We start from the raw sequence: 24,944 nt of genomic DNA, 5'->3' as shown, positions 1-24,944 counted from the left end.
AGCCTACCGGTCCCCGCCCCGCGCATGCGCCGTACCGCCAAGACCGTAGAGCGCAAGCGGCAGCGTGTAGGTGCCGAGCAACTCTCGTGACCACCAGGCGCCGGTGCGGCGGCGCTCCCGCCACGTCGTGAAGCGATAGCGGTACAGCAGCGCGCGGACATACCGCGGAGGCCGGTCCGGAAACGGATTGCGGGCAAGCAACCGGAGAGTCGCGGGATCACCCTCCAGGAGGCGGACGAGAAAGGCGACGAACCACGGGTGCCGCTCCGGGGACGACATGGCCGCGAACCACATCAGCCAGTCCAGGCGAAGGTGGTACGGCGCGTACTGCCGGGGCCGGCGGATCGGCGTACCGGGCTTGCCTTTGAATTCATACTCCAACCACGAGGTGGACGCGTCGATGCGATCGGCGTCCGTGCCCTCAACGACGATTTCATCCCGGTAGCGGGTGATGCTCCCGAACGCGCCGTACGCATTGACCAGGTGAAATCGGTTGAATGGAGCGTTCATCAATTGATGGCGGGAGACCAGGTTCCGGGTCGGCCAATAGCTGAGGACGACGACCAGCGCGGTGAAGGCGCAGACCACACCGACCCACCACACCGGTCCGAGCGACGACGCCGGAGCATGGCGCAGGTGGAGAAAACCGTCGTCCACCGCGGAGAACGCCAGGACGATGGTGAGCCAGTTCAACCAGGCGAAGTTGCCGGAGGCCACCAGCCACAATTGCGTCACGATGACCACCGCGGCCGCGATCGACGCCGCCGGCTGCGGCGCGAACAAGCCGAACGGCACGATCAGTTGGGCGAAATGGTTTGCGGCAACCTCCACGCGGTGCAGGATTTTCGGCAGGCGATGGAAATACCACGAGAACGGTCCGGGCATCGGCTGCGTCTCGTGGTGATAATACAGACACGTGAAATCCCGCCAACACGGATCGCCGCGCATCTTAATCATTCCGGCGCCGAATTCGAGCCGGAAGACCAGCCAGCGGAAGCAGTAGATGACCGGCCACGGCGGAGCGGTCGAATCGGAGCCGAGAAAGGCCGCGAAGAAGCCGGCTTCGAGCAGCAGGGACTCCCAGCCGAACGCATAGAAAATCTGGCCGACGTTGACGATCGACAGATAGATCGCCCACATGACGAGGAAGCCGACGGCGGGCAGCCACGGCGGACCCAATTGCGGCAAGCCGGCGACTACCGTGACACCGATGAGCGCCCCGGCGGCGGCCAGCAGCCGGAAGAACCGGTCCGAGTAGTGCCAGCAGAAGATGCTCGGCGACCGTCGCCGGCCGGCGATCCGGACGAACCGCGGCACCGGCAGAAGGCCCCGCTCACCAAGCAGGGCGGGAAATTGCGCGAGGCCGGACAGAAACGCGATGACGTAAACGGCGGCGATCCCGCGCTGCAGGACCAGCCGGGCCGCCCAGGAGTTGTCAGCCGCCAGGTCGTGGAGAGACATCTCTCGCCCGCACGATACCGGTCCGCCCCTCCAGACCGGAGCAGTCTATGCCGGGACTGTGGCGGACCGATCCTGTGGATCAGCCGGCACTCACCGCCGCCAGAGCATGCAGGTCGACAAGGAGCACCGGCTCGCCCCTGGTCACGTCAACCAGAACGTCCCGGACGTAGCCGGGCAGGCGTTCGGGCCGCACCGATGCCGGCACCAGAACATCATCGGTGATCACGCCGGTCACTCGATCGACGACGACGCCGAGCGTTTCGGCCTGCAAGACGAGCACATCACCACGGCTCTGCGCGTCCGTTCGGACATCAACCACGGGGAGGGGGGAGCCACGCAATTCCAACAGCCCGCTGACCCCGGCATTCAGCCCGGGCAGGGTGTGCATGCGGTTCAAGCGGACGACTTCCCGCACGTCGTGCAACGGACAGGCCAGTTCCTGCGAACCGAGCTGGAACGTCACATAGCCGCTCACGACATGTGCATCGGCGGGACGTCGTCCGGCCTTGTGACCAGAGGGGAAGATTTTGTCCCAACGGTTTGATCCCCCGGCTTTGCGCCGGCGGCTTTGCGCCAACGGCTTCCGCTATGGATGCCGCTGGCGGGCCGCGGCCCGCTCCGCCTGCTGGGCAAGCCGGAGGCACGCGGCGGCAAGCTCCTCCGCCTGCCGGCCGGCAAAGAATTCCGCGACCCGCGCCGGCGGCAATCGGCGGACGGTCGCTGCGGCCGCCCGATACGCCCGACCGGCAGCCGCAGCCTCACCGAGCCGTTCCAGGGCGCCCGCGAGCAACAGATGCGCCGGCGCGTGATCAGGATCCAGGTACACCGCTTGGCGGAGCTGCGGCACTGCCTCAGCGTCCCGGCCGAGATTCACCAGCGCTTCACCGTGGATCACATGCGCTTCGGCCAGCAGCGGTTCCGCCTTCAGCACGGCGCCCGCGGCCCGGACGGCGTCCTGGTACCGGCCGGCGGCCAATGCACCGCGCGCCTCCGCAAGGTAGTCCGCGGTCCGGGCATCGCCTGCTGTCGGTGGAACCCGGAGATCGGCCGCGCCGTTGTCGCCGTCCCGCCGCGGACCGGCACCGGACCGGACTGGTGCGCGTTCGACGGCGCTCAGGCGCGCCCGATGCGCCGGTCCGCTCCGCCGGTCCGTCCGCCGACGCCGCTCGGTCAGCACCGGCTCTGCACCGGTTCGGCGCTGCGGGAGAATCCGTCGTTCACCGTCGTGCTCCGGCGGCAGCCGCCGATAAACGAAAGCATCCCCGAGAGTGACGAGGGTGAAGGCGTCGGTCATCTGCCAGAGGGTCTCCGCGTGGCCAAGGAACAAATAGCCCCCCTCGCGGAGTACGTCATGCAACCGGCGCATCAAAGCCTTTGTGGTCTGCCGGCGGAAATAGATGGTGACATTGCGGCAGAGCAGCAGGTCGACACTGCCCGGTTCAAACGGCGGCGGATCGCGGACGAGATTATGCCGTTGAAATTCCACGAGCTCACGGACCTCGTCACGGACGACGTACTCCTCACCGACCCGAGTGAACCAGCGGGCGACGTCCACCGGTTCGGCCATTTGCACCGCACGCGGGCCATAACGCGCCCGGCGGGCGGCATCCAACGCCGCTGACGAAATGTCCGTCCCGAGGATGCGAATACGGTCAGGCGTCGCATTCGGCAGCAGCTCACGGACCAGCATGGCGACCGTGTAGGGTTCCTCCCCGGTCGAGCACCCCGCGCTCCAGACGACGAGCGGCCGGTCAGCAGCGGTCGCCGTCCGGATCAATTCCGGCAGAACGTGGGTGCGCAGCGCGCGAATTTGCGGTGGATTGCGAAAGAAATGCGTCTCTTGGATCGTGACCGCGTCGATGAGCCGCTGACGCACGGCTTCGCCGTCCTCCGAACCCAGCAGGTGCAGGAATTCGCCGAAGGTCGGAATACCGGCGGCCTCCCGGCAGGCCGCTGCCGCGAAGGCAAGCGCGTCGCGGCGGGCCTCGTCATGCACCAGGCCGGTGAGGTCTTCGAGAATCGCCGCCAACGCGGCGAATTCTGCGTCGCTCAGCGTGGGTTTCACGGGGCGCCTCCAGTGTCGTCGCCCCGCACCAACGCCACCAGGACACTCGGGATCTCCCACAGCGGCAGCTGCCGCTGCACCGCGCCCAGCGCCACCGCGGCGCCGGGCATTCCCCAGACTGCGCTGGATTCCTCATCCTGGCCAATGGTGACCGCGCCTGCGTCGTGCATGGCCTTGAGGCCGAGCGCCCCATCCCGGCCCATTCCGGTGAGCAGAACGCCGACGGCGCGTGGTCCGACGTGCTCAGCGACGCTGAGGAACAGCGGGTCAACGCCGGGAACGTGAAATTGCGTCGGCGGCGGCGGCTCGATGTCCACCCGGAGCCGTTCCCGGACGACGAGGTTGTGGCCGCCCGGGGCAAGAGTGACCGTCCCGGGAGCCAATCGGCTGTTCGGTGTCCCAATGAGTACCGGCAGCGGGCAGACGCTCGCCAACCAGCCCGCCAGACCGTCCACGAACCCATCCGCCATGTGCTGCGCCACGACCACCGCGGCGGGAAAATCGGCCGGCAGCTGCGCGAGCACCTGCGCAAGCGCCTGCGGACCCCCGGTGGACGTGCCGATTGCGACCAGGTCGATCGTCTGCGCCGGCACGGTCCGGTGCGGCGGCTGCGCCGGCGTGCCGTTGGCCTGGCCGAGGCCGCGGGCCTTGAGCTTCCCGAGCGGATGGGTGATGACCCGGACCCGGACAGCGACCCGCACCTCGCGGCGCATCGCCTCCGCGTATTCGGCCCGGTCAGCCTCACCCGCGCGGGGCCGGACCACCACCTCGACCGCGCCGGCCGCGAGAGCGCGCGCCGCCCGGTCGTCGTCCCGGTTGGCGGTGTACACGAGGATCGGCGTCGGCGACGTCGCCATCACCCGTTCGATCAGTTCGATTGCCGTCTCACCAGGAAGATCGAGATCGAGCAGAATGGCCGCCGGTCTGAGCCGGTCGACCAGCGCGAGCGCGTCCCGGGCATTGCGAGCCTCACCCACGACGGCAACCCCGGGCTCGGCGCTCAACGCCGTCCGCAGGAAACGCCGCTCGACCCCCGAGTCCTCGACGAGCAGCACACCGGCGGGCAGGGGCTCAGCGTCACGCGCAGTCGTCACGAAGCTCCTCGCGACTGATCAAATTCCGGCTTGGTGCTCACGGCTGCTGAGCTCCAGCGCGCCGCGCGATCTGCCCTTCCTGTCGTCCGGGAAGAGCCGATTCTTAACCGGGCAGGGCGTCCGGTTACGCTCGACGTCCGACATCACGTCGCGGATCCACCCGGCGGCAAGGGAGTTTCGCCGTGCGAAGGAACACTCCCGCCCAGACCCGGCCGGGCGCCGCTTCGACCCGGCTCATCACGGGGAGCGCGGGTCCAGACCCACGAGGCAGGCGTGCGGCTTTATCGGATCTGACGCAGGCTCCGGCGCAGCGCGTGGTCCACCGGGTGCTCGCGTGGTACCGCCGGCACGGCCGCCGCGACCTGCCATGGCGTCGGTCGGACGTGACGCCCTGGCAGGTCCTCGTGAGCGAGGTGATGCTGCAGCAAACGCCGGTCAGCCGCGTACTGCCGGTTTACGCGGTGTGGACGGCCCGGTGGCCGACGCCGCAATCGCTGGCCGCCGCCACTCCAGCGGACGCCGTGCGGGCGTGGGGCCGGCTCGGTTATCCGCGACGCGCGCTCTGGCTGCACCAAGCGGCACGTGCGATCGTGGATCGGTTCGGTGGGATCGTCCCCGATGAGCCCGGCGTCCTCGCCACGCTCCCGGGAATCGGCCGTTACACCGCGGCGGCGGTCGCCGCGTTCGCCTACCGCCGCCGCGTCGCCGTCCTCGACACGAATGTGCGGCGCGTCCTCGCTCGGTTCCTCACCGGCGTGCCACACCCAACCGGCACTCCCCGGGCCGCCGAGCACCGAAGCCTCGACGCGTTGCTGCCCAAGAATGCCGACCGCGCCGCGCAGTTCTCCGTGGCGCTCATGGAACTCGGCGCGCTCATCTGCACCAGCCGCAGCCCCGGCTGTGCCCGCTGTCCCCTCACCACGGACTGCGCGTGGCACCGGGCCGGTCGGCCAGCCGGCACACGCCGACCCCGGGCGCCGTACACCGGCAGCGATCGGCAGGCCCGTGGCGCGCTCCTGGCGGCGCTTCGGGAATACCCGCATCCCGTCAGCACCGCGGACCTGGCCCGCGCCTGGCCGGACCCAACCCAGCGCAGGCGGGCGCTGGCCAGCCTTGTGTCCGATGGGCTCGTGTCCTGCGCACCGGGAGGCCGCTACCAGCTCGGGCCGGCAACAGCCGATGCGACGTAGCAACCGCCGCCGCGAGGCCCGGCCGGCGTACCGTCAGCGGTTCGTCGTCGGTTGCTCCGGCTCGGAGCCAACCACCGCGGTCTCCGGCACGGCGGCCGGCTTCGGTTCGCCGCGGAAGGTGAGCCGGGCGTCCGGCGTCCCCACGTTCTCCGCATCGACCACGATGATGTGACCGGGCCGCAATTCACCGAAGAGAATCTTCTCGCTGACCGGATCCTCGACCAGGCGCTGGATGGTCCGCCGCAACGGCCGTGCGCCGAGCACCGGGTCGTACCCCTTCTGGGCGAGGAGCGCCTTCGCCGCCGGGGTGAGCTCGATGGACATGTCGCGATCGCGCAGCCGTTCGTCCACCTTCGCGATCATCAAGTCGACGATCTTGACGATCTCGTCCTCGGTGAGCTGGTGGAAGACGATGATGTCGTCCACCCGGTTGAGGAATTCGGGCCGGAAGTGCTGCTTCAATTCGTCCTGCACCTTGGCCCGCATCCGCTCGTAACTGCCTTGGGTGTCGTTCTCCTTGGAGAACCCCATGTTGAAGCCCTTGGCGATGTCGCGGGTGCCGAGGTTGGTCGTCATGATGATGACCGTGTTCTTGAAATCGACGACCCGCCCCTGGGCGTCGGTGAGGCGTCCGTCCTCGAGAATTTGCAGGAGCGAATTGAAAATGTCCGGGTGGGCCTTCTCCACCTCGTCGAAGAGGACGACGGAGAACGGCTTGCGGCGCACCTTCTCGGTCAGCTGCCCGCCCTCGTCGTACCCGACATATCCAGGCGGGGAACCGAAGAGCCGCGACACCGTGTGCTTCTCCATGAATTCGCTCATGTCCAACTGGATGAGCGAATCCTCGTCACCAAACAGGAATTCGGCGAGCGCCTTGGAGAGCTCGGTCTTCCCAACCCCGGATGGTCCGGCGAAGATGAACGAACCACCCGGCCGCTTCGGGTCTTTCAACCCGGCGCGGGTACGCCGGATCGCCTGCGACAGCGCCTTGATGGCCTCGTCTTGGCCGATCACCCGCTTGTGCAGCTCTTCTTCCATCCGCAGGAGCCGGGCCGTCTCCTCTTCGGTGAGCTTGAAGACCGGAATCCCGGTGGCCGCGGAGAGAACCTCGGCGATGAGGTCCTCGTCGACCTCCGCGACGACGTCCATGTCACCGGCTTTCCACTCCCGCTCCCGCTGCGCCTTCGCGGCAAGGAGCTGCTTTTCTTTGTCGCGGAGCGCCGCGGCCTTCTCGAAATCCTGCGCGTCGATCGCGCTCTCTTTCTCGCGCCGAACCGCGGCGATTTTCTCGTCGAATTCCCGCAGGTCCGGCGGCGCGGTCATCCGGCGGATCCGCAGCCGTGACCCGGCCTCATCGATGAGGTCGATGGCCTTGTCCGGCAGGAAGCGGTCCGAGATGTACCGGTCAGCCAACTGCGCGGCCGCGACCAGGGCGCCGTCGGTGATGGTGACCTTGTGGTGACTCTCGTACCGATCACGCAGGCCCTTCAGAATTTCGATGGTGTGCGCTAGTGACGGCTCATTGACCTGGATCGGCTGGAACCGCCGCTCGAGGGCGGCGTCCTTCTCCAGGTGCTTGCGGTACTCATCGAGCGTCGTCGCCCCGATGGTCTGCAGCTCGCCGCGGGCCAGCATCGGCTTGAGGATGGAGGCCGCGTCAATCGCACCCTCGGCGGCGCCGGCGCCGACGAGGGTGTGCAGCTCATCGATGAACAGGACGATGTCGCCGCGGGTGCGGATCTCTTTGAGCACCTTCTTGAGCCGCTCCTCGAAATCGCCGCGGTACCGGCTGCCGGCGACCAGCGCACCCAGGTCGAGCGTGTACAGCTGCTTGTCTTTCAGGGTCTCCGGCACCTCGCCCTTGACGATCGCCTGAGCCAGCCCCTCGACGATGGCCGTCTTGCCGACGCCGGGCTCACCGACGAGAACCGGATTGTTCTTGGTACGCCGGGAGAGCACCTGCATGACCCGCTCGATTTCCTTCTCCCGTCCGATCACCGGGTCGAGCTTGCCCTCGCGGGCCGCCTGCGTGAGGTTGCGGCCGAATTGATCGAGAACGAGGGACGTCGACTGAGTGCCCTCCGCCGGGCCTCCGGCAGTCGCCTCCGCCTTGCCCTGGTAACCGGAGAGCAATTGGATGACCTGCTGGCGGACCCGGTTGAGGTCGGCGCCCAGCTTGACCAGAACCTGGGCGGCGACTCCCTCACCTTCCCGGATCAGGCCGAGCAGGATGTGCTCGGTGCCGATGTAGTTGTGGCCGAGCTGCAGCGCCTCGCGGAGGCTGAGTTCGAGAACCTTCTTGGCTCTCGGCGTGAACGGGATGTGACCGGAAGGCGCCTGCTGCCCCTGGCCGATGATCTCTTCGACCTGCTGGCGGACACCCTCCAGGGAGATGCCGAGGCTCTCCAGCGCCTTTGCGGCGACTCCCTCACCTTCATGAATCAGGCCAAGAAGGATGTGTTCAGTGCCGATGTAATTGTGGTTGAGCATGCGCGCTTCTTCTTGCGCGAGCACAACCACTCGCCGGGCTCGGTCGGTGAACCGCTCGAACATCTCGCCATCGCTCCTCGTGCGCGGCCGGACGACGACCGCGCTCGTCTCACTTGCATGCTATCCCGGTCCTCGGACGTCCCCGAGCTCCTCGCACGGCGGCGGTGCCGATTCTTCTCACCATTTCGCCCAACGCCGAATGGACCTGATGAATCACTCGCGGGCAGCCCGCTGACAAGGCGCAGCATGTCGTCGCTTTTTGCCAACAGATACGAGCGCCGGCATGTTCCGGATCGCTGATTGCGCTCGCAGCGAACAACCGATCGCACGTTGACCGACACGGCATTCGGCCCGACCGACCACGGTGACGGGCCGACGATCACTCCGGGGAACGGTTCGGGCCCGGAGTCCTCACGGCAATGCCGAAACGTCGGGCCGGACAACCACTCGTTACGCCGCGGCGGCGGGCCGGACAACGCTCGTCACGGCCGAAAGGCGGCGGGCCGGACAACGCTCGTCACGCCGCGACAGACAGCCGGCCCGAGCGGTGTACCGAATCACATGACGGTGGCCTCACCTGAGGGCGGCCGCGCACGCGCGATGATGAGAGGCGCCCTGGCCGGTCGCCGCCGCTGCGGAAATCGCATGAAATAACGGTGGCCCCGCAATTGCGAGGCCACCGTCAACGCGAAAGATTCCGTTACCTCAGTGCGCGGCGTTGTACGCCTCGATCACCTCAGCTGAGATACGCCCGCGCTCGTTCACCGGAATGCCCTTCGACTTGGCCCAGGCGCGAATGTCCGCGGCGGAGGCGGCTGCCGTCGTACGGCTGGTACGACGGCCACGCGTCGTGGTCTTCTTCGCTGCAGCCCGCTTCCGCGGCGCGGCGGCAGCCGCCTTCCGGCGACCGCGGCGCCCGGCCGCCGGTCCGCGTCCCCGCACCCGGCGCGCCACGTTGATGTACGGCGCGAGCGCGTCCCGCAATTTGCGGGCATTGCTGCGGCTCAGATCGATCTCGTAGGTTTCACCATCCAGGCCGAACCGGATGGTTTCTTCTGCGGCGCTCCCGTCGAGGTCATCGACCAGAGTTACCACTTCTTGACGTGCCACGTACGTTGTCCCTTCTCGACTCGACTGCTCACCGAACGATGCAACTAATACCCGAAATCGCCGCACAATGCAAATACCACCGTCGCCGTTTCCGGTATTGACGACATTCTTCCCGGTCCGCAACGACCCATGCGCCCGGTTTCAGTCCATTGCGACGCGCAGGGTGCCGCAGAGCGGCGTCCCAGCACCACACGGTGGCGGTTTCGGCCTTCGACGGAAAACACGGCAAATCTTCAGGTGCTGTTTCCCGAGTGTTACGGCATGCGCTCGACGGCGTCGACATCCCGAATACGCGGCACCGCCGGCTCGAGATCCCGCGGAAAATGTCCGTCCGCCGAACCGGGCCAGGGTGGCACCCGGCGTGCTCCGCGCACGGGGGTCAGCGGTCCTCGACCTGGCGCACAGGCCTCCAGCCCTCGGCGGGATAACGGCACCCGCTCCTGCGTCAGATAACGTCCGGTCCTAGGCCAGATAACAGAGCATTCGGTGGTTGCCGAGGATGTTGGGCTTCACGCGCTCGAGATCAAGAAACTCCGCGACCCCCTCGTCGTATGAGCGGAGCAGCTCCTCATAGACCTCCGGCGGGACCGGCGAGCCTTGAATCTCGACAAATCCGTGCGCCGCGAAGAAATCAACTTCAAACGTGAGGCAGAAGACCCGACGAACCCCCAGCTCCCGCGCGGTCGTCAGCAGACGCTCAAGAAGACGGTGGCCGATGCCGCGTCCACGCCACGACGGCTCCACGGCGAGCGTACGAACCTCCGCCAAATCCTCCCACATGACGTGCAACGCGCCACAACCGATCACACTGCCGTGCAGATCCGCCACCCAGAATTCCTGAATGTCCTCGTAGAGGGTGACCATGGCCTTGTCCAACAGCACCCCCTGCGGCGCATACGTGTCAAGAATCCGCCGAATGCCCTTGACGTCGGCAGTCCGCGCCTTACGGATCTGCACGTCGCCGGCCTGAGTCCCCGCGGAGTTCGTGGTGTCGGGCGCCGGCAAGCCAGGCGTCCCAGCAGCTGTCGGCGACGACGCGGCGTCGGTGTCCACCGTCCCTCCTATTCGGGCCGGACGAGGGGGAAGAGGATGACGTCCCGGATACCCGATCCGGTGAGCAGCATCAGCAGGCGGTCCACCCCAAGCCCCAACCCGCCCATCGGCGGCGCGCCGTACTCCAGGGCCTGCAGGAAATCCTCGTCCAATTGCATTGCCTCCGGATCTCCACCGGCGGCACGGACCGACTGCTCGGTCAACCGCCGGCGCTGCTCGACCGGATCGACAAGCTCGGAGTAGGCCGGGGCCAGCTCTATGCCGTTGATGATGAGATCCCACGCTTCGGCCAGCCGAGGATCCGTCCGATGCGGCCGGGCCAATGGGCGAACGGAAGCCGGAAAGTCACGAACGAATGTCGGCTGGACGATCGCCGGCTGGGCGACCTTCTCGAAGAGCTCGCAGACAACCTCGCCATGCTCCGCCGCCGGAGGAACCGGTACGTTGTATCGCGCCGCGATCTGATGGAGCACCGCAGCCGGGGTGTCGACGGTGATTTCTTCACCGACGGCCTCGGAGACCGCCTGATGCACCGTGACGGTGCGCCACGGACCGGCCAGATCGATGACATCACCGGATGAACCCAGCACCTGAACCGCGTCGATTGCCTTCGCCGCGTCAAGTACGAGCTCACGAACGAGGTCAGCCATCGTGTCGTAATCACCGTAGGCCTCGTACGCCTCCAGTTCGGTGAATTCCGGGCTGTGCGACGAATCGACCCCTTCGTTGCGAAAGACCCGGCCGATTTCGTAGACGCGTTCCAAGCCGCCGACGACCAGGCGTTTGAGCGGCAGCTCGAGGGCGATCCGCAGATACAAGGGCAGGTCGAAGGCATTGAGATGGGTGCGGAACGGCCGCGCAGCCGCGCCTCCGTGCACCAGCTGGAGGACAGGGGTCTCGACCTCGAGGTATCCGCGCCGGCTCAGAGTGTCCCGGAGGGAGCGCAACACGGCGGCACGGATGTGGACCATCGACCGCGCCCGGGAATTCACGATGAGATCGACGTACCGACGGCGAATCCGCGCCTCGGGATCGGTCAAACCCTTGTGCTTCTCCGGCAACGGCCGGAGCGCCTTGCTCGTGAACGACCACGAGTCGGCGAGAATCGACAACTCGCCGCTCCGCGAGGTGATGATCTCACCGTGCACGCCGATGTGATCGCCGAGATCGACAAGGCTCTTCCAGAGCGCCAGCGCGCGGTCACCCACCTTCTGTGCCGAGAGCATTATTTGCAGGTCACCGGAACCATCCCGCAGCACGCCGAAGCAGAGTTTGCCGCCGATCCGGGACAGCATCAACCGCCCGGCGATCGAGGCGTGTTGACCGGTGAAGGTATCGGGCGGCAGATCGCCGTACGCCGCGCGAATCTCTGCAATAAAGGCGGTCCGGGGAAAGCCGACCGGATACGGATCCAGGCCCTCCGCGCGGATCCGCGCAAGCTTTTCCCGGCGGACCCGAAACTGCTCCGGGACGTCGAAATCGTCCGGCTCGAGTGGTTGGCTGTGACTGGTCACAGAGCGCAGGGTATCGGACCGGGGGGATCGGACTACTCGGGGACATTGCGCTCGAAGATGAGCCGTAAACCCGTGAGTGTCAGCCATGGATCGTGGACATCGACGGTACGGCATTCATCCAGGACGACCGGCGCGAGGCCGCCGGTGGCAATGACCACCGGGCGGCTCGGCAACTGCTCCGCGATTCGCGTGACGATTCCGTCAACTTGCGCCGCAAAACCGTAAACGATCCCGGCCTGCAAGGCCTCGACCGTGTTCTTGCCGATGACCGACCGGGGTTTCGCGACCTGCACCTTCACCAGCTGCGCCGCCCGGGACGCCAATGCGTCGATGGAGATGTCAATACCGGGCGCCAACACCCCGCCAAGGAACTCCCCGCGCGCCGAGACGACGTCGAAATTGGTCGACGTCCCGAAATCCACGACGATCGCAGGACCGCCGTGCAGTGTGAATGCCGCCAGCGTATTGACAATCCGGTCGGCCCCCACCTCCCGCGGATTGTCGTAGAGCACCGGTACGCCGGTGCGAATTCCCGGTTCGACCACGACGAGCGGCGCGTCCGGAAACCAGCGTGCGCTCATCGTGCGCACTTCACGCAAGGCGGCCGGAACGGTCGAGCAGCATGACACCCCGGTGATGCCGTCCGCGCGGCGCGCCTGACCCAGCAAGCCACGGATGAGAAATCCAAGTTCGTCGGCGGTACGGCGGGCATCGGTCGCCACGCGCCAATGGTCGACCAGCGTGTCACCGCTGAACAGGCCAAGAACCGTGTGCGTATTCCCGATATCAATGACAAGCAACACCGTGGCTCCCGGAGTTTTGCGCGAGGTCAACCGACGGCCGGCGGGCCGCTGCCCACAGCCCGAAAATCGAGCCCTACGTCAAGGACCGGCGCTGAATGGGTAATCGACCCGACCGCGAGGTACTGCACACCGGTCTCCGCGACGGCGCGCGCCTGGGCAAGCGTCAGTCCGCCGCTCACTTCAAGGCGGCAGCGGCCGGCGGCGCCAAGGTCACGAACCATGGCAACCGCCTGACGCACCATCGCGGGAGGCATATTGTCGAGGAGTACAAGCTGCGCTCCGGCGCGCACGGCTTCCGCAACCTGCGGCAGGGTGTCACATTCCACTTCCACCGGAACCTCGGGAAACATCGCCCGGACTCGCGCGAACGCCTCGGAAATCCCCCCGGCAGCCATGATGTGGTTGTCCTTGATGAGCGCAGCGTCGGCGAGCGACATCCGGTGATTCTCACCCCCGCCGCATCGGACGGCGTATTTCTCCAGCATCCGCAATCCGGGCGTGGTCTTCCGCGTATCGCGAATCACCGCACCCGTCCCGGCAATTTCGGCGACCCAGCGGGCCGTCGCGGTGGCAATGCCGGAGAGGTGAGCCAGGAAGTTCAACGCGGTGCGCTCCGCCGTCAGGAGGGACCGCGCCGGACCAGACACCGTGAGTAGCCGCGCCCCCGCCGGCACCTGCTCGCCGTCCGCGGCCAGGAACTCGACCTCGACCTGATCGTCACCGGCCACGACGAACGTTGCCGCGGCAATCGGCAGCCCCGCTATCACCCCGGCGGCCCGGGCAACCACGTCCGCCACCGCCCGCTGATCGGCGGGGACGACGGCGACGCTCGTCACGTCAACGCCCCCGCCGCGATCCTCTTGCAGGGCGGCGTGAATCACAGCGTGCACGTGGTCGGCATCGAGGCCGGCGTCGACGAGGCGCTGCACGATGTCGGCCGGTAGGCGTACCGGCGCAGGCATGGCGTGCGTCATCCCGCCTCCGGTGTTCCGCGTGGTTCGAACCGTGTCACCACCATGCCGTCGGCGTTCAGCACGCTCACCAGGTGACCATGCCACCGGGACGACGTCTCCGGGTAGTCCGCACGCCAGTGGCACCCTCGGCTCTCAGTGCGCAACGACGCGGCCCGGGTCAGCACGCTGGCGACCGCGTGCAGATTCGTCGCCTCCCAGCTCTCCGGTTCCGGTGCGGCCTCGGCTGGGAGGCTGGCGAGATCCGGCGTCCACTCGGCCGCCAACCGCTCACCGGCGACTGCCAAGCCGTCCGCGTCGCGCAGCACACCCACCCCGTCGGTCATGGCCAGCCGGATCCGGCGGGCCGCACCTGCTGCCAGCAAGCCGGTGACCTTCTCGTCTTCCCTCTCGGCAGGGTCGGCCGCCCGAGGCAAGCCGCCTGAGAGATCGTCGGCGACGCGGGCGGCGAAGACCAGACCCTCCAGCAGGCTGTTCGACGCCAAGCGGTTGGCGCCGTGCACCCCGGTGCCGGCGACCTCGCCGCAGGCGTACAACCCGGGGACGGTGGTCCGGCCCCGCAGGTCGGTCCGCACACCGCCGCAGGCGTAGTGCGCGCCCGGTGCGACGGGAATCGGGGTGGTAACCGGATCGACGCCGAACCGCCGGCAGGCGGCCGCAATCGTCGGGAACCGGCGCTCGAAGCCGGGGACGCGGCGGGCGTCCAGCAGGACATGATCAGCTCCGGTTGCCCGCATCCGCTCGACGATCGCCCGCGCCACGACGTACCGCGGGGCAAGCTCGGCCAGCGGATGGACGCCGTCCATGAACCGCTCGCCGGTGACGTCGATGAGCACCGCGCCTTCGCCGCGCACCGCCTCGGAAATCAGCGGAAGCTGACCGCGGGCATCCGGGCCTAGCCAGAGCACGGTCGGGTGGAACTGCACGAACTCCAGATCCACGATCTCCGCCCCGGCCCGCAACGCCATCGCCACACCGTCACCGCTTGCCTCCGGCGGGTTGGTGGTGGCGGCAAACACCTGGCCGAGACCCCCGGTCGCGAGCACGACAGCGCGGCCGACCGCGGCACCGACGCCGTCCGGCCTGCCCTCGCCCAGGACATGCAAACTCACCCCGCAGATCCGGCCGTCGTCCGCGGGCAGCAGGTCCAGCGCCAGGGCATGTTCGATGAGCTGGATGCGGTCGTTGGACCGGACGGCAGCTATCAATGCTCGTTCGATCTCCGCGCCGGTGGCGTCCCGGGCGTGCACGATCCGTCGGCGCAGGTGGCCGCCCTCCCGGGTGAGCGCGAAGTCGCCGTTCGGCTCGACGTCGAAGCGGGCGCCCAGCTCGGCGAGTTCACGGACGACGTCCGGCCCTTCATTGACCAACACCCGGACGGCTTCTTCCACGCACAGACCAGCGCCGGCCGCGAGGGTGTCGGCCAAGTGCTGCTCGGGGGTATCCCCGGGGCCGAGTGCGGCCGCGATCCCGCCCTGGGCCCACCGGGTGGCCCCGGCGTCGACCCGGGCCTTGGTCACCACCAGGACCCGCGCGAACCGGCTGAGCCGCAGCGCAACCATCAGCCCGGCAACACCGCTGCCGACCACGACGACGTCCCCGCGAATCGACCAGCTCGGCCTGGCGGCCCGCAGCCTGCGGGGCAAGAAGAGGGGCTCCGGTGTGCCGGGCGCCGGGGTGCCGGGCGCCAGCGTGGCGGGCTCCGGTAAGAGGGGCTCCGGTGTGCCGGGCGCCAGCGTGCCGTCGAGGGTGACCTCCGGAACACCGCGATCACGTGGCGAGTGGGGCTTGGGTGCGACCGGCGCGCGGCCAGCCAACCGGGCAACCGAAGGAGCGAGGATCACGTGTGGTGTCCGCTCAAGAGACCGGAGCCTGGAAGCGGTTCAGCCGGGTCGGTTCCCGTGCCGATGATCCGATTCTCCGCGTCAACGAACACAACGCGAGGATGGTGCCGGCGGGCCTCTGCATCGGGCAGCTGCACATACGACATGATGATCACTAGGTCACCGGGATGCACCAACCGCGCCGCCGCGCCGTTTATCCCGACAACCCCCGAACCCCGCTCTCCGGCGATGACGTACGTCTCCAGCCGGTTGCCGTTGTTGATATCGGCGACAGCGACCAATTCGCCGGGCAGGATGTCGGCGGCCTCCATCAGATCGAGATCAAGGGTGATTGAGCCGACGTAATGGAGGTCGGCCCGGGTCACCGTCGCTCGATGGATTTTGGCGTGCAGCATCGTCCGCAGCATCGTCAGTCCGCCTTCCGCATCGGCATGTTATCGATCAGTCGAGTTCCGCCGACCCGGATCGCCGCGATGCACAGCCCTTCGCCCCGCTGCGACCACTCCGCGTCGTCGATCTCGTCGAACGTCGCCTCGTCGACCACGGCCACGTAGTCGAGCGTTACCGCCGCGTCGGCCAGCACTTTCCGGGCCATCTCGATCATTTCGGACGGCGGCCCGCCGGCGGCGGCGACCGCAGCGGCGGTGGTCAGAGCGGTCGGCAACGCGCGGGCCTGGGCTCGGTCGGCGTCCGTGAGATACCGGTTGCGGCTCGACGCGGCCAGCCCGTCGGGTTCGCGGAAAGTCGGCGCGGCGATGATCTGCACGGGCAGGTTCAAGTCGGCGACCATTCGCCGGACCAGCGCGAGCTGCTGGGCGTCCTTGCGGCCGAACACCGCGACATCCGGCTGAACGAGCTGAAAGAGTTTCGCCACCACGGTCAGGACGCCGTCAAAATGACCGGGCCGGACGGAGCCTTCGAACCGCTCGCCGAGCGGGCCGGCGGAGACGCGCACCTGCGGCTCACTGGGGTACATCTCCGCCGCCGGTGGGACGAAGACGAGATCGACCCCCTCGGCTGCGCACATCGCGAGGTCGGCATCCAGGGTCCGCGGGTAACGGTCGAAATCTTCCGCCGGACCGAATTGCAGGGGGTTGACGAAAATGCTCACCACGACGTGGTCGCCGTGGTGGCGGGCAATGCGGAGCAACGACCGGTGCCCGTCGTGCAACGCCCCCATGGTCGGGACGAAGGCGACCGGGCCGGTCAGCGCGGCCCGCGCGGCCCGAAGCTCGCCGATCGTGCGGGCCACCACCGGCCGGGCCGTGCCGTCTCCCGCGGTCGTCCGACGCTCCGCTCCTCCGTGACCGGTGGCGATCACTGATCCTCCTCGGTCGCGTCACCGATGTGATCCGATCCAAGGACGTCGAGAAGCCGCTCGCCGTCCTGCGGGTCGAGCAGGCCGCTGGCAAGCGCCCGGTCAGCGGCCAGCCGGGCAAGTGTCGTGTAGACGCCGGCAATCTGTGGATCAATCGCGCTGATCACAGCCCGATGCACCGCGAGGGTTCCCGCATCGCCGCGGGGCACCGGCCCGGTGAGGCCGCGGTCACCGTACCGCAACGCATTGTCCAGGGCCGCCGAGAGCAACGGACCGAGGAGGCGCTGCGGGTCGCCAACACCGGAGGCGCGCAGGAGATCCATCGCCGAGGCCACCAGAGTGACCAGATGGTTCGCGCCGTAGGACAGCGCCGCATGGTAGAGCGGGCGCACTGCTTCGGCGATCCAGACCGGCTCACCTCCCATCTCCAAGACCAGGGTCTCGGCAGCGGGACGCAGCACGTCGGGCGCGGTCACCCCGAAGCAGACGCCGCGGAGCCGGTCCAGATCCACGGCTGTGCCGGTGAAGGTCATCACCGGATGTAGGGCGAGCGGCAGGCTCCCCCGCTTGGTCGCCGGTTCCAGCACATCCACGCCGTACCGCCCACTGGTGTGGACGACGAAACCGCCTGCCGACAACGCATCCGACGCGGCCAACCCCCGGACAAGGCCGGGCAGCACGTCGTCTGGCACCGCAAGAAGAAGGAGGTCGACATTCGGCGCGATTTCGTCGGGGCGGGCCACCGGCACCTCCGGTAGCAGCGCATCCGCCCGGCGACGGGAGGCCCGAGAGGAAGCCGAGACCCCGACGACGTCGTGACCGGCGTACCGCAACGCCGCGCCAAGGACCGCGCCGACTCGGCCGGCGCCGATCACACCGACCCGCAACCGGCCCGGGCGGTGGGTGGCGGCGCGAGCGGCAGCAGGCAAGGTCGTCATGTTCCAGTCCTCACTGGGGTACCGGACGGTATCGAGCCTACGCCGCCGACCGCCGGACCCGTCTCCCGTCCCGCGCTAGGCCGGTTTCGGCGGACGGCCACCCGGCTCGTCCGGCGGCCGCGGCACCCGGCAGCCGTTCTCCAGAAACAGGGCGGCGACCACGAGGGCTGCGTTGAGCCCGGCCGCGATCGCGCTGGTCCGGGCATCCGCCGACAGCTGACCACGGCCAGGCGCGGTCAGGGTATAGCCGAGAAATCCGGCGTACACCCCGGCCAGGATCGCCCCCGTGTAGGCACTTGCCTTGGCCAGGACGACCAGGCGGGACACAAAGATTGGGTCGATCCGGTAGCCGGGGGTTGGATGGCGAATCCGGCGCCGTACGGAGATCGCGAAGGCCACCTCCGCGAGAGCAAGGACGCCGAGCGCGATCGGTGCGTAGAGGGAGAGCGTCGGCAGGCTGTCATAGATTCGCCCGACCAGCGCCCAGGTCGCAGCGGCGACGACGATCGCCAACCCAACGAGAATCGGCACCCGGGTCGGTTTCACGGCAAGGCTCCCGGTGCAACGGCCGTATGGCCGGCCGCATGGCCGGACGACCCGCCCGCCTGGGCAGCCGTACCACCCGGCACCGGAGCGCCGGTGCCGGCAGGCACTGCAAGGTGCAGGTCGTCCCGCCGGCGAATGCCGCTGGTGTCCAGCCGGCGCAGGAGATCAGCGACCCGGCCGTGCCCGGGCAGTACGGCAGCCGGATCGACCGCATGCCAGGGGGCGAGGACGAAGGCGCGCTCCGCGGCGCGGGGGTGCGGAAGGGTGAGCCGGGGGTCGTCGAGGACAAGGTCACCGTAGCAGATCACGTCGATGTCCAGCGTGCGTGGTCCCCAGCGCACCTCGCGGGTGCGACCGGCCGCGGCTTCGATGATCTGGGCCAGGGTGAGGATGTCGTACGGGCCGGCGGCGGCCTCCAGCAGAGCGACGGCGTTCAGGTACGGCGGCTGCGGCGGTCCGCCAACGGGTTCGGTCTCGTACACCGGCGAGACCGCCACGACCGGATGCGCGGCCGCCAGCGCGTCGACCGCCCGCTGCAGCGCGGCCGGCCGATCGCCGAGGTTTGCCCCCAATGCGACGACCACCTGGATCGGCCGTCGCCGGTAGACCCGTACGGCGACGTCGCTGACCGTCCGGGGAACCGGGGCGTGCGGCTTGTGCACCGTCACCTCGACCCCGCGGACTCGAGGGTCCGCCAGGCAGTCCACGGCAATCTCGTCAGCGAGGGTCTCGATCAGGTTAACGGGTTCACCCTCGATGCGCCGCGCGATGCGGTCCGCGAGGTCCGCGTAATTCACCGTGGCAGCCACGGAATCCGTCTCGACCGCAGGCGTCAGGTCGAGTTCGAGGACGGCGTCCACCACAAACTCCTGCCCGTCGGCTCGTTCCTCCGGATAGACGCCGTGCCGGCCGACGGCCCGCACTCCCCGCAGCTCGATCCGGCCGTACCGGGACGCCGCCGCGCCAGGCCGTGGCGGGTTGCCGGCCGGACTGCTCATGGCTGCGCCCGCCACCGCGCCGCGACCCGGACGGCGTCCGCGTCGGCTTCTACCGCATGGACCCGAACCGCCCAGGCCCCGGCGGCGGCGACCAGAGCGGTGATCGCGGAGCTGGCGTGGTCCCGGAGCATCGGCGGCCGTGGTGTTCCGTCGGGCCCGGCGAGCAGCCGCCCGAGGAAAGCTTTCCGCGAGGCGCCGACGAGCACCGGCCGGCCCAGCGAGCCGAGCTGGTCGAGGTGTTTGAGCAGCGCCCAGTTGTGGTCCGTGTCCGGCCTCTTGGCAAAGCCGATTCCCGGATCGACGATGATTTGCCGGAAATCCCCGCCGGCGGCGAGTACCGCGTCGATTCGGGCCGAAATTTCCCGCCGGACGTCGGCCACGATGTCGTCGTAATGGGCGCGGCTTTGCATGTCGACGCTGGGACCGCGCCAATGCATGACGACGTACGGCAGCCGGTTCGCCGCGATGAACGGGATCATCCGCGGGTCGGCCAACCCGCCGCTCACGTCATTGACGAGGACCGCGCCGGCGTCAACCGCCGCTTCGGCGACGTCGGCGCGCATGGTGTCAATGCTCACCGGGCCGACGGCGGCGAGCTCGCGGACTACGGGCAGCACTCGGCGCAGCTCCTCAGCCGGATCCACGCGCAACGCCCCTGGACGGGTGGATTCACCGCCGACGTCGACGATGTCGGCACCGTTACGGAACAGGTCGACGCCGTGGGCGATCGCCTTGTCCGTCTCGAACCATTGGCCGCCGTCGGAGAACGAATCCGGGGTGACGTTCAAGACGCCCATGACCCGGCACCTGCCGATGTCCGGGAAACCGAGCAATTCGCCGTACGCCGCCGAGGTGTTCACCGGAAGGTCCGCTCCTTCGTCCCTGGGTGACGATCCGGCGGCCGCGGACCGTCGACTCCGATGCACGTCACGGCTCACCTCCAAGGCGCAGCACCCGCTGCAATCGCCGAAGGCTCGGGGTCGGCCAGACGATGAAGGCCTCGGCTTCCAGCGCGGCAAGGGCGATCCGCGGCAGGTCCAGCAGATCGGGATACAGCAAGTACCGGGAGACCCACTCCGGCCGGAATTTCGCGTTGAAGCGGTACAGCGATTCGATCTGCACCCACCGAGAAACAATGAGCAAAATGCTTCGCCACGCGCGGATGATGGGACCGGCGCCGATCCGCCCGCCACGCTCCAATGCCGACCGGAAGACCGCGAAATTCAGCGAGATGCGGCGGATGCCCAGATGCGGCGCCGCGCGTATCACCCGGGCGATGAGAAATTCATTCAGCCCGGGATGGCTCGTTCGATCCCACCGCATGACGTCAAGGGAGAGGCCGTCGCGTCCCCACGGGACGAAATGCAGGAACGCATGGGGACGGCCGTCCTTGACGGCTACCGCGAACAGACAGTCGGGGTCCGTGACGTCACCGAGCCGGCCCAGCGCCATGGCGAAACCGCGTTCGGTCTCCCCGTCGCGCCACCGCACGGCGGCGGCCCGCAACTGGTCGCGCAGGTCGGGGGCCAGGTCGCAATTTCGGGCGATGACGGCGTCATAGCCGGCCCGCTCGACCCGGTGCACCATTTGCCGCACATTGCGCATCGCCCGGCCCTCAAGGGAGAAATCCGCGACATCAATGACGGCTTCGTCGCCAATTTCCAGAGCCGCAAGATCGGCATGCCGGAGCCACGTTTCCGCGGCGCGTTCGCTGCACCCCAGGACGGCAGGCACCCAAGCGTGCCGTTCGGCCTGCTCGAGGAAGACGTCGATCGCGCCCGGCCAAGCCTCCGGATCACCGAGCGGATCACCACTCACCAGCATCACGCCCGAGACCACGCGATATGCAATGCAGGACTTGCCCGTCTCGGACCAGACCACGCTCTTGTCCCGCCGCAACGCAAAGTAACCCAGAGAGTCGCGGTGTCCGTGCGCGGCAAGCAGCGCGCGCATCCGCGCTTCGTCGTCTGGCGTGAGGGCCGGTCGCGGTTTCGCGGCACGGAGGAGCAGATACGCGGTGCTGAAGACCGTCAGGGCGCCCATTGCGAGCAGGGTGGCCGAGACGACGTCCGCGCCGGCGTCGGTGCGAAAGACGAGCGGGCCTGGGATGCCGACGAGTCCGTACCCGACGTGCAGGAGAATGTCCGTCCACGACGGGTGGCCGACCAGCTGGTCCTTGCGCAGCCCCACCAGGACCAGGCCGAACCCGTAACTCGCGACGCCAAGTCCGACGAAGGTGACCAAGGCGCTCCACCGGGTCCGGGGATCCGGTTCGGCGAAGAATTCCTTCCGGAAAGCCAGCAGGCCGATGAGGAAACCGCCGTCGATGACCAGCCATCCCGGGATGCCGTGCAGCGGCGGGTGATGCACCACGTGCAGGGCCAGCCCGACGGCGAGAACGCCGACGACGACCTGCCATGCCCGCCGCTTGCGGCGTTTGAGCGCGTGCGCGAGGAGCAGCATGAGCGCGCCTGAACCGACCAGCTCAGCGGCCGCCAGCCCGTGGAGCAGCGGTGTTTCCCCCGGTGCGGGCAGCACCTTGCCGACGGGACGAACCCGCTCCCACCAGTGGGGGTGCAGGACGACGATGAAATTCCGAATCCCGACGAGGGCCGCCACCCAGCCCGCGAGCGCAGGCACCCAGGGACGGTGGCGACGCCGATCCCGGCGCCTCACCGGTTGCCGCGCCGCGTCGCGGGTGGTCGTCGTCCGAGCCTCACGCGTCATGGGCATGCACCTCGGCCCGCGAGCGTCCCAGTGGCGGCGGGCAAGGCCGGCGCGCGGGCGGAACTGGCGGCGGCGGGCAAGCGCCGCACGCGCGCAAAACTGGGGTGACCGGTCACAGGTGTCAGCCTAGGGCAACGTGATCGCCGGTCCATGGTCGGCGCGTGAATCAGCCGGTGATGAGCCGAAGCGCCTCGGCACGAGTCCGTTCGTCGCTGCGGAAGACACCGCGCACCGCGGAGGTCACCGTGCGGGCCCCGGGTTTCCGGACGCCGCGCATGGACATGCACAGATGCTCGCAATCGACGACCACGATGACCCCGCGCGGTTGGAGAATCCTTTCCATCGCCTCGGCGATCTGCACGGTGAGCCGCTCCTGCACCTGCGGACGGCGGGCGAAAATGTCCACCAACCGGGCAATCTTCGACAACCCGGTGATCTGCCCGCGGGCGTTGGGGATGTAGCCGACGTGCGCCACTCCGTGAAAAGGAGTGAGGTGGTGCTCGCAGGTGCTGTACACCTCGATGTCCCGCACCAACACCATTTCGTCATGGTTGGCATCGAAGACGACGCTCAACACGTCCTCCGGCCGCTGTCGTAACCCGGCGAATTGTTCGGCGTACGCACGAGCGACCCGCGCGGGGGTGTCACGAAGGCCGTCCCGGTCCGGGTCCTCCCCGATGGCCAGCAGGATTTCGCGGACGGCGTCCTCGATGCGCGCAAGATCCACGCCGGGTGCGCGTTCGCCGGTGCGAAGATCGATATCCGTCACCGTCAGCTTCCGGACGGTTGGTTCTCGCCGGACGCCGGTTTGGCGGCCCGGCTCCCGTTCGTGCCGCCCGCGCCGTCACCGGATTCCCCGGCCAGCAGGGCGAGTTCGCGCGGTGTCAGGACCGGCGCCTTGTCGGACGGCAGGCGCTTGCCGTACCCGGTGTAGGTGCCGCGGGCCGGACGTTTGCGCACCGGGGCGAAAATCCGCAGCACTTCCTCCTTCTGCAGGGTCTCTTTCTCCATCAGTTCGAGGACGAGCGCGTCGAGCACGTCGCGGTATTCGACGAGGATTTCCCACGCTTCGTCATGCGCGTTCTCAATGAGCCGGCGTACCTCCTCGTCGATGGTCGCGGCGACCTCCTCGGAGTAGTCGCGCTGGTGGCCCATCTCGCGGCCGAGGAAAACCTCCCCGTCGGATTGCCCGAATTTCCGCGCACCGAGCCGTTCGCTCATCCCGTACTGGGTGACCATGTTCCGCGCGATGGCGGTCGCTTTCTCGATGTCATTGGCGGCGCCGGTCGTCGGTTCGTGGAAAACCAGTTCTTCCGCGGTCCGACCGCCGAGGAGCATCGCGAGCTGATCCATGAGTTCGGCCCGCGTCACAAGGAATTTGTCCTCCGTCGGCAATGCCAAGGTGTAACCCAGCGCGCGGCCGCGCGGCAGAATGGTGACCTTGTGCACCGGGTCGGCGTTCGGCAAGGCATGGCCGACGAGAGCGTGACCCCCCTCGTGATACGCGATGATTTTCTTTTCTTTGTCGGACATTATCCGGCTCTTGCGCTCGGGACCGGCCATGACGCGGTCGATGCTCTCTTCCAGCGTGGCCATGGTGATCTGCTTCTGATTGGCCCGCGCCGTGAGCAACGCCGCCTCGTTAATGACGTTCGCCAGGTCGGCTCCGGTGAAGCCGGGGGTGCGGCGGGCGATGACGTCCAGGTCGACGTCCGGAGCGAACGGCTTGCCCTTCGCGTGCACCCGCAGAATGCCTTTGCGGCCTTCCAAATCGGGACGGTCAACGACGATGTGCCGGTCGAAACGGCCGGGCCGCAAGAGGGCCGGGTCGAGGATGTCCGGGCGGTTCGTCGCGGCGATCAGAATGACCCCGCCCTTGACGTCGAATCCGTCCATCTCGACCAGAAGCTGATTCAGTGTCTGTTCGCGTTCGTCATGCCCACCGCCGAGACCGGCGCCGCGGTGGCGCCCGACCGCGTCAATTTCGTCGATGAAGACAATCGCGGGCGCGTTCTCCTTGGCCTGCTGGAAGAGGTCCCGGACCCGTGACGCTCCGACTCCGACGAACATTTCAACGAAGTCAGACCCGGAAATCGAGTAGAAGGGGACGCCGGCCTCACCGGCAACCGCCCGGGCGAGAAGGGTCTTCCCGGTACCAGGCGGGCCGTACAGCAAGACACCCTTCGGAATCTTCGCGCCGATCGCCTGGAATTTCGCTGGATTCTCGAGGAACTCTTTGATTTCCATGAGTTCTTCGATGGCCTCATCCGCGCCGGCGACGTCCGCGAAGGTCGTCTTCGGGGTGTCCTTCGTGATGAGCTTGGCCCGCGACTTGCCGAAATTCATCACCCGGGAACCGCCGCCTTGCATCTGCGACAGCATGAAGACCATGAGGCCGACAAGCAGCAGAATCGGCAGGGCGTTGAGGAGGATCTCCAGGAAGATGTTGCCGTGGCTGACCTTGACGGTGTATCCGCCGTCGGCCGGCAGCTTCCCTTGGTCGACAAGCTTCTGCAATTGGCTGACGAGCGCGGCCTCTTGATCAGTCGCAAAAGACGCCTGCAGCTTGGAGCCATCCTTCAGCGTGACCTGGATGGTCTGCTCTTTGTCGTGGACGATCGCATTTGTGATCTGACCGGTGTCGACGGCGGCGACCACCTGGGAGGTGTCCACCGACTTGTAGTCGCTGCCGCCGCTCCACAGGCCGCGGAACAGCACGAGCAGCAGTATGATCACGACAACCCAGAAGAGGGGTCCGCGTGCAAGCCTCTTGACGTTCATGGATCCGGAGCGGCCGACGCCCCGTCCCTCCTACCTCGCTC

21 protein-coding genes are annotated in these 24,944 nt (G+C 68.0%); 1 reads left to right on the top strand and 20 read right to left on the bottom strand.

All coding sequences use genetic code 11. The annotated features are described in order from the left end of the window. Window positions 1–3 precede the first annotated feature (3 nt). From ACEL_RS01175 to ACEL_RS01160, 4 genes are all read right to left on the bottom strand, one after another. A complete protein-coding gene (locus ACEL_RS01175) occupies window positions 4–1,461 on the bottom strand; it encodes a lipase maturation factor family protein (RefSeq protein WP_011719063.1) in 1,458 nt (485 codons plus the stop codon). 79 nt (window positions 1,462–1,540) lie between these two features. Beyond that, a complete protein-coding gene (locus tag ACEL_RS01170; protein ID WP_011719062.1) occupies window positions 1,541–1,936 on the bottom strand; it encodes a chemotaxis protein CheW in 396 nt (131 codons plus the stop codon). A gap of 111 nt (window positions 1,937–2,047) precedes the next feature. Beyond that, window positions 2,048–3,526 (bottom strand): CheR family methyltransferase, encoded by a 1,479-nt coding sequence (locus ACEL_RS11280; RefSeq protein WP_011719061.1) that lies wholly within the window; start codon window positions 3,524–3,526, stop codon window positions 2,048–2,050. Further along, a complete protein-coding gene (locus ACEL_RS01160; protein WP_011719060.1) occupies window positions 3,523–4,620 on the bottom strand; it encodes a chemotaxis protein CheB in 1,098 nt (365 codons plus the stop codon). The genes ACEL_RS11280 and ACEL_RS01160 overlap by 4 nt, the downstream gene beginning before the upstream one ends. Before the next feature lie 182 nt (window positions 4,621–4,802). Between ACEL_RS01160 and ACEL_RS01155 the strand changes: the two genes are divergently transcribed. Then, the gene (locus ACEL_RS01155) at window positions 4,803–5,810 is read left to right on the top strand and encodes an HhH-GPD family protein (RefSeq protein ID WP_011719059.1); all 1,008 of its coding nucleotides are present in this window, start codon (window positions 4,803–4,805) and stop codon (window positions 5,808–5,810) included. Window positions 5,811–5,843: 33 nt separating this feature from the next. On the opposite strand, the gene ACEL_RS01150 is transcribed toward ACEL_RS01155, so the two are convergent. The 16 genes from ACEL_RS01150 to ftsH form a co-directional block, all read right to left on the bottom strand. Then, window positions 5,844–8,363, bottom strand: a complete 2,520-nt coding sequence (locus ACEL_RS01150; RefSeq protein ID WP_011719058.1) for an ATP-dependent Clp protease ATP-binding subunit — start codon at window positions 8,361–8,363, stop codon at window positions 5,844–5,846. Between the two features lie 642 nt (window positions 8,364–9,005). Beyond that, window positions 9,006–9,410, bottom strand: coding sequence for a histone-like nucleoid-structuring protein Lsr2 (locus ACEL_RS01145; RefSeq protein WP_011719056.1), 405 nt, complete (start codon window positions 9,408–9,410; stop codon window positions 9,006–9,008). A gap of 462 nt (window positions 9,411–9,872) precedes the next feature. Continuing rightward, on the bottom strand, window positions 9,873–10,415 hold the full coding sequence (locus ACEL_RS01140) for an amino-acid N-acetyltransferase (RefSeq protein ID WP_041835193.1): 543 nt from the start codon (window positions 10,413–10,415) through the stop codon (window positions 9,873–9,875). Window positions 10,416–10,471: 56 nt separating this feature from the next. Then, entirely contained in the window at window positions 10,472–11,977 is a 1,506-nt protein-coding gene (lysS, locus tag ACEL_RS01135; RefSeq protein WP_011719054.1) for a lysine--tRNA ligase, read from the bottom strand. Window positions 11,978–12,009: 32 nt separating this feature from the next. After that, window positions 12,010–12,780, bottom strand: a complete 771-nt coding sequence (locus ACEL_RS01130) for a type III pantothenate kinase (protein WP_011719053.1) — start codon at window positions 12,778–12,780, stop codon at window positions 12,010–12,012. 26 nt (window positions 12,781–12,806) lie between these two features. Next, the gene (gene nadC, locus ACEL_RS01125; protein ID WP_148204492.1) at window positions 12,807–13,754 is read right to left on the bottom strand and encodes a carboxylating nicotinate-nucleotide diphosphorylase; all 948 of its coding nucleotides are present in this window, start codon (window positions 13,752–13,754) and stop codon (window positions 12,807–12,809) included. Further along, window positions 13,751–15,397, bottom strand: a complete 1,647-nt coding sequence (locus ACEL_RS01120; RefSeq protein WP_011719051.1) for an L-aspartate oxidase — start codon at window positions 15,395–15,397, stop codon at window positions 13,751–13,753. Before ACEL_RS01120 ends, nadC begins: the two co-directional genes overlap by 4 nt. A 194-nt stretch (window positions 15,398–15,591) precedes the next feature. Beyond that, complete coding sequence (panD, locus tag ACEL_RS01115) at window positions 15,592–16,002, bottom strand: aspartate 1-decarboxylase (protein WP_011719050.1); 411 nt, start codon at window positions 16,000–16,002, stop codon at window positions 15,592–15,594. Window positions 16,003–16,004: 2 nt separating this feature from the next. Beyond that, a complete protein-coding gene (gene panC, locus ACEL_RS01110) occupies window positions 16,005–16,916 on the bottom strand; it encodes a pantoate--beta-alanine ligase (RefSeq protein WP_011719049.1) in 912 nt (303 codons plus the stop codon). Beyond that, on the bottom strand, window positions 16,913–17,851 hold the full coding sequence (locus tag ACEL_RS01105; RefSeq protein WP_011719048.1) for a Rossmann-like and DUF2520 domain-containing protein: 939 nt from the start codon (window positions 17,849–17,851) through the stop codon (window positions 16,913–16,915). Before ACEL_RS01105 ends, panC begins: the two co-directional genes overlap by 4 nt. Window positions 17,852–17,926: 75 nt before the next feature. Then, window positions 17,927–18,397, bottom strand: coding sequence for a DUF3180 domain-containing protein (locus tag ACEL_RS01100; RefSeq protein WP_011719047.1), 471 nt, complete (start codon window positions 18,395–18,397; stop codon window positions 17,927–17,929). Further along, complete coding sequence (gene folK, locus ACEL_RS12510; RefSeq protein WP_011719046.1) at window positions 18,394–19,395, bottom strand: 2-amino-4-hydroxy-6-hydroxymethyldihydropteridine diphosphokinase; 1,002 nt, start codon at window positions 19,393–19,395, stop codon at window positions 18,394–18,396. The genes ACEL_RS01100 and folK overlap by 4 nt, the downstream gene beginning before the upstream one ends. Further along, window positions 19,392–20,192, bottom strand: coding sequence for a dihydropteroate synthase (folP, locus tag ACEL_RS01090; RefSeq protein ID WP_049751541.1), 801 nt, complete (start codon window positions 20,190–20,192; stop codon window positions 19,392–19,394). Before folP ends, folK begins: the two co-directional genes overlap by 4 nt. 130 nt (window positions 20,193–20,322) lie before the next feature. Beyond that, window positions 20,323–22,122: a phosphatidylglycerol lysyltransferase domain-containing protein gene (locus ACEL_RS01085; protein WP_011719044.1), complete on the bottom strand. Its 1,800-nt coding sequence runs from the start codon at window positions 22,120–22,122 to the stop codon at window positions 20,323–20,325. A gap of 166 nt (window positions 22,123–22,288) precedes the next feature. After that, complete coding sequence (gene folE, locus ACEL_RS01080) at window positions 22,289–22,891, bottom strand: GTP cyclohydrolase I FolE (protein WP_011719043.1); 603 nt, start codon at window positions 22,889–22,891, stop codon at window positions 22,289–22,291. Window positions 22,892–22,893: 2 nt separating this feature from the next. Further along, entirely contained in the window at window positions 22,894–24,903 is a 2,010-nt protein-coding gene (ftsH, locus tag ACEL_RS01075; protein ID WP_041834858.1) for an ATP-dependent zinc metalloprotease FtsH, read from the bottom strand. Window positions 24,904–24,944: the final 41 nt, after the last annotated feature.

Source organism: Acidothermus cellulolyticus 11B (genome assembly GCF_000015025.1).
GTDB classification, from domain to species: Bacteria; Actinomycetota; Actinomycetes; order Acidothermales; family Acidothermaceae; genus Acidothermus; species Acidothermus cellulolyticus.
This window is presented reverse-complemented; position numbering and strand designations above follow the sequence as displayed.

Excerpts from the sequence above, each read along its gene's own strand:
- ACEL_RS01175 (WP_011719063.1), bottom strand. The coding sequence starts at position 1,461 with ATGTCTCTCCACGACCTGGCGGCTGACAACTCCTGGGCGGCCCGGCTG.
- ACEL_RS01150 (WP_011719058.1), bottom strand. The coding sequence starts at position 8,363 with ATGTTCGAGCGGTTCACCGACCGAGCCCGGCGAGTGGTTGTGCTCGCG.
- nadC (WP_148204492.1), bottom strand. The coding sequence starts at position 13,754 with ATGACGCACGCCATGCCTGCGCCGGTACGCCTACCGGCCGACATCGTG.
- panD (WP_011719050.1), bottom strand. The coding sequence starts at position 16,002 with ATGCTGCGGACGATGCTGCACGCCAAAATCCATCGAGCGACGGTGACC.
- ACEL_RS01105 (WP_011719048.1), bottom strand. The coding sequence starts at position 17,851 with ATGACGACCTTGCCTGCTGCCGCTCGCGCCGCCACCCACCGCCCGGGC.
- folK (WP_011719046.1), bottom strand. The coding sequence starts at position 19,395 with ATGAGCAGTCCGGCCGGCAACCCGCCACGGCCTGGCGCGGCGGCGTCC.
- folP (WP_049751541.1), bottom strand. The coding sequence starts at position 20,192 with ATGGGCGTCTTGAACGTCACCCCGGATTCGTTCTCCGACGGCGGCCAA.
- ACEL_RS01085 (WP_011719044.1), bottom strand. The coding sequence starts at position 22,122 with ATGACGCGTGAGGCTCGGACGACGACCACCCGCGACGCGGCGCGGCAA.
- ftsH (WP_041834858.1), bottom strand. The coding sequence starts at position 24,903 with ATGAACGTCAAGAGGCTTGCACGCGGACCCCTCTTCTGGGTTGTCGTG.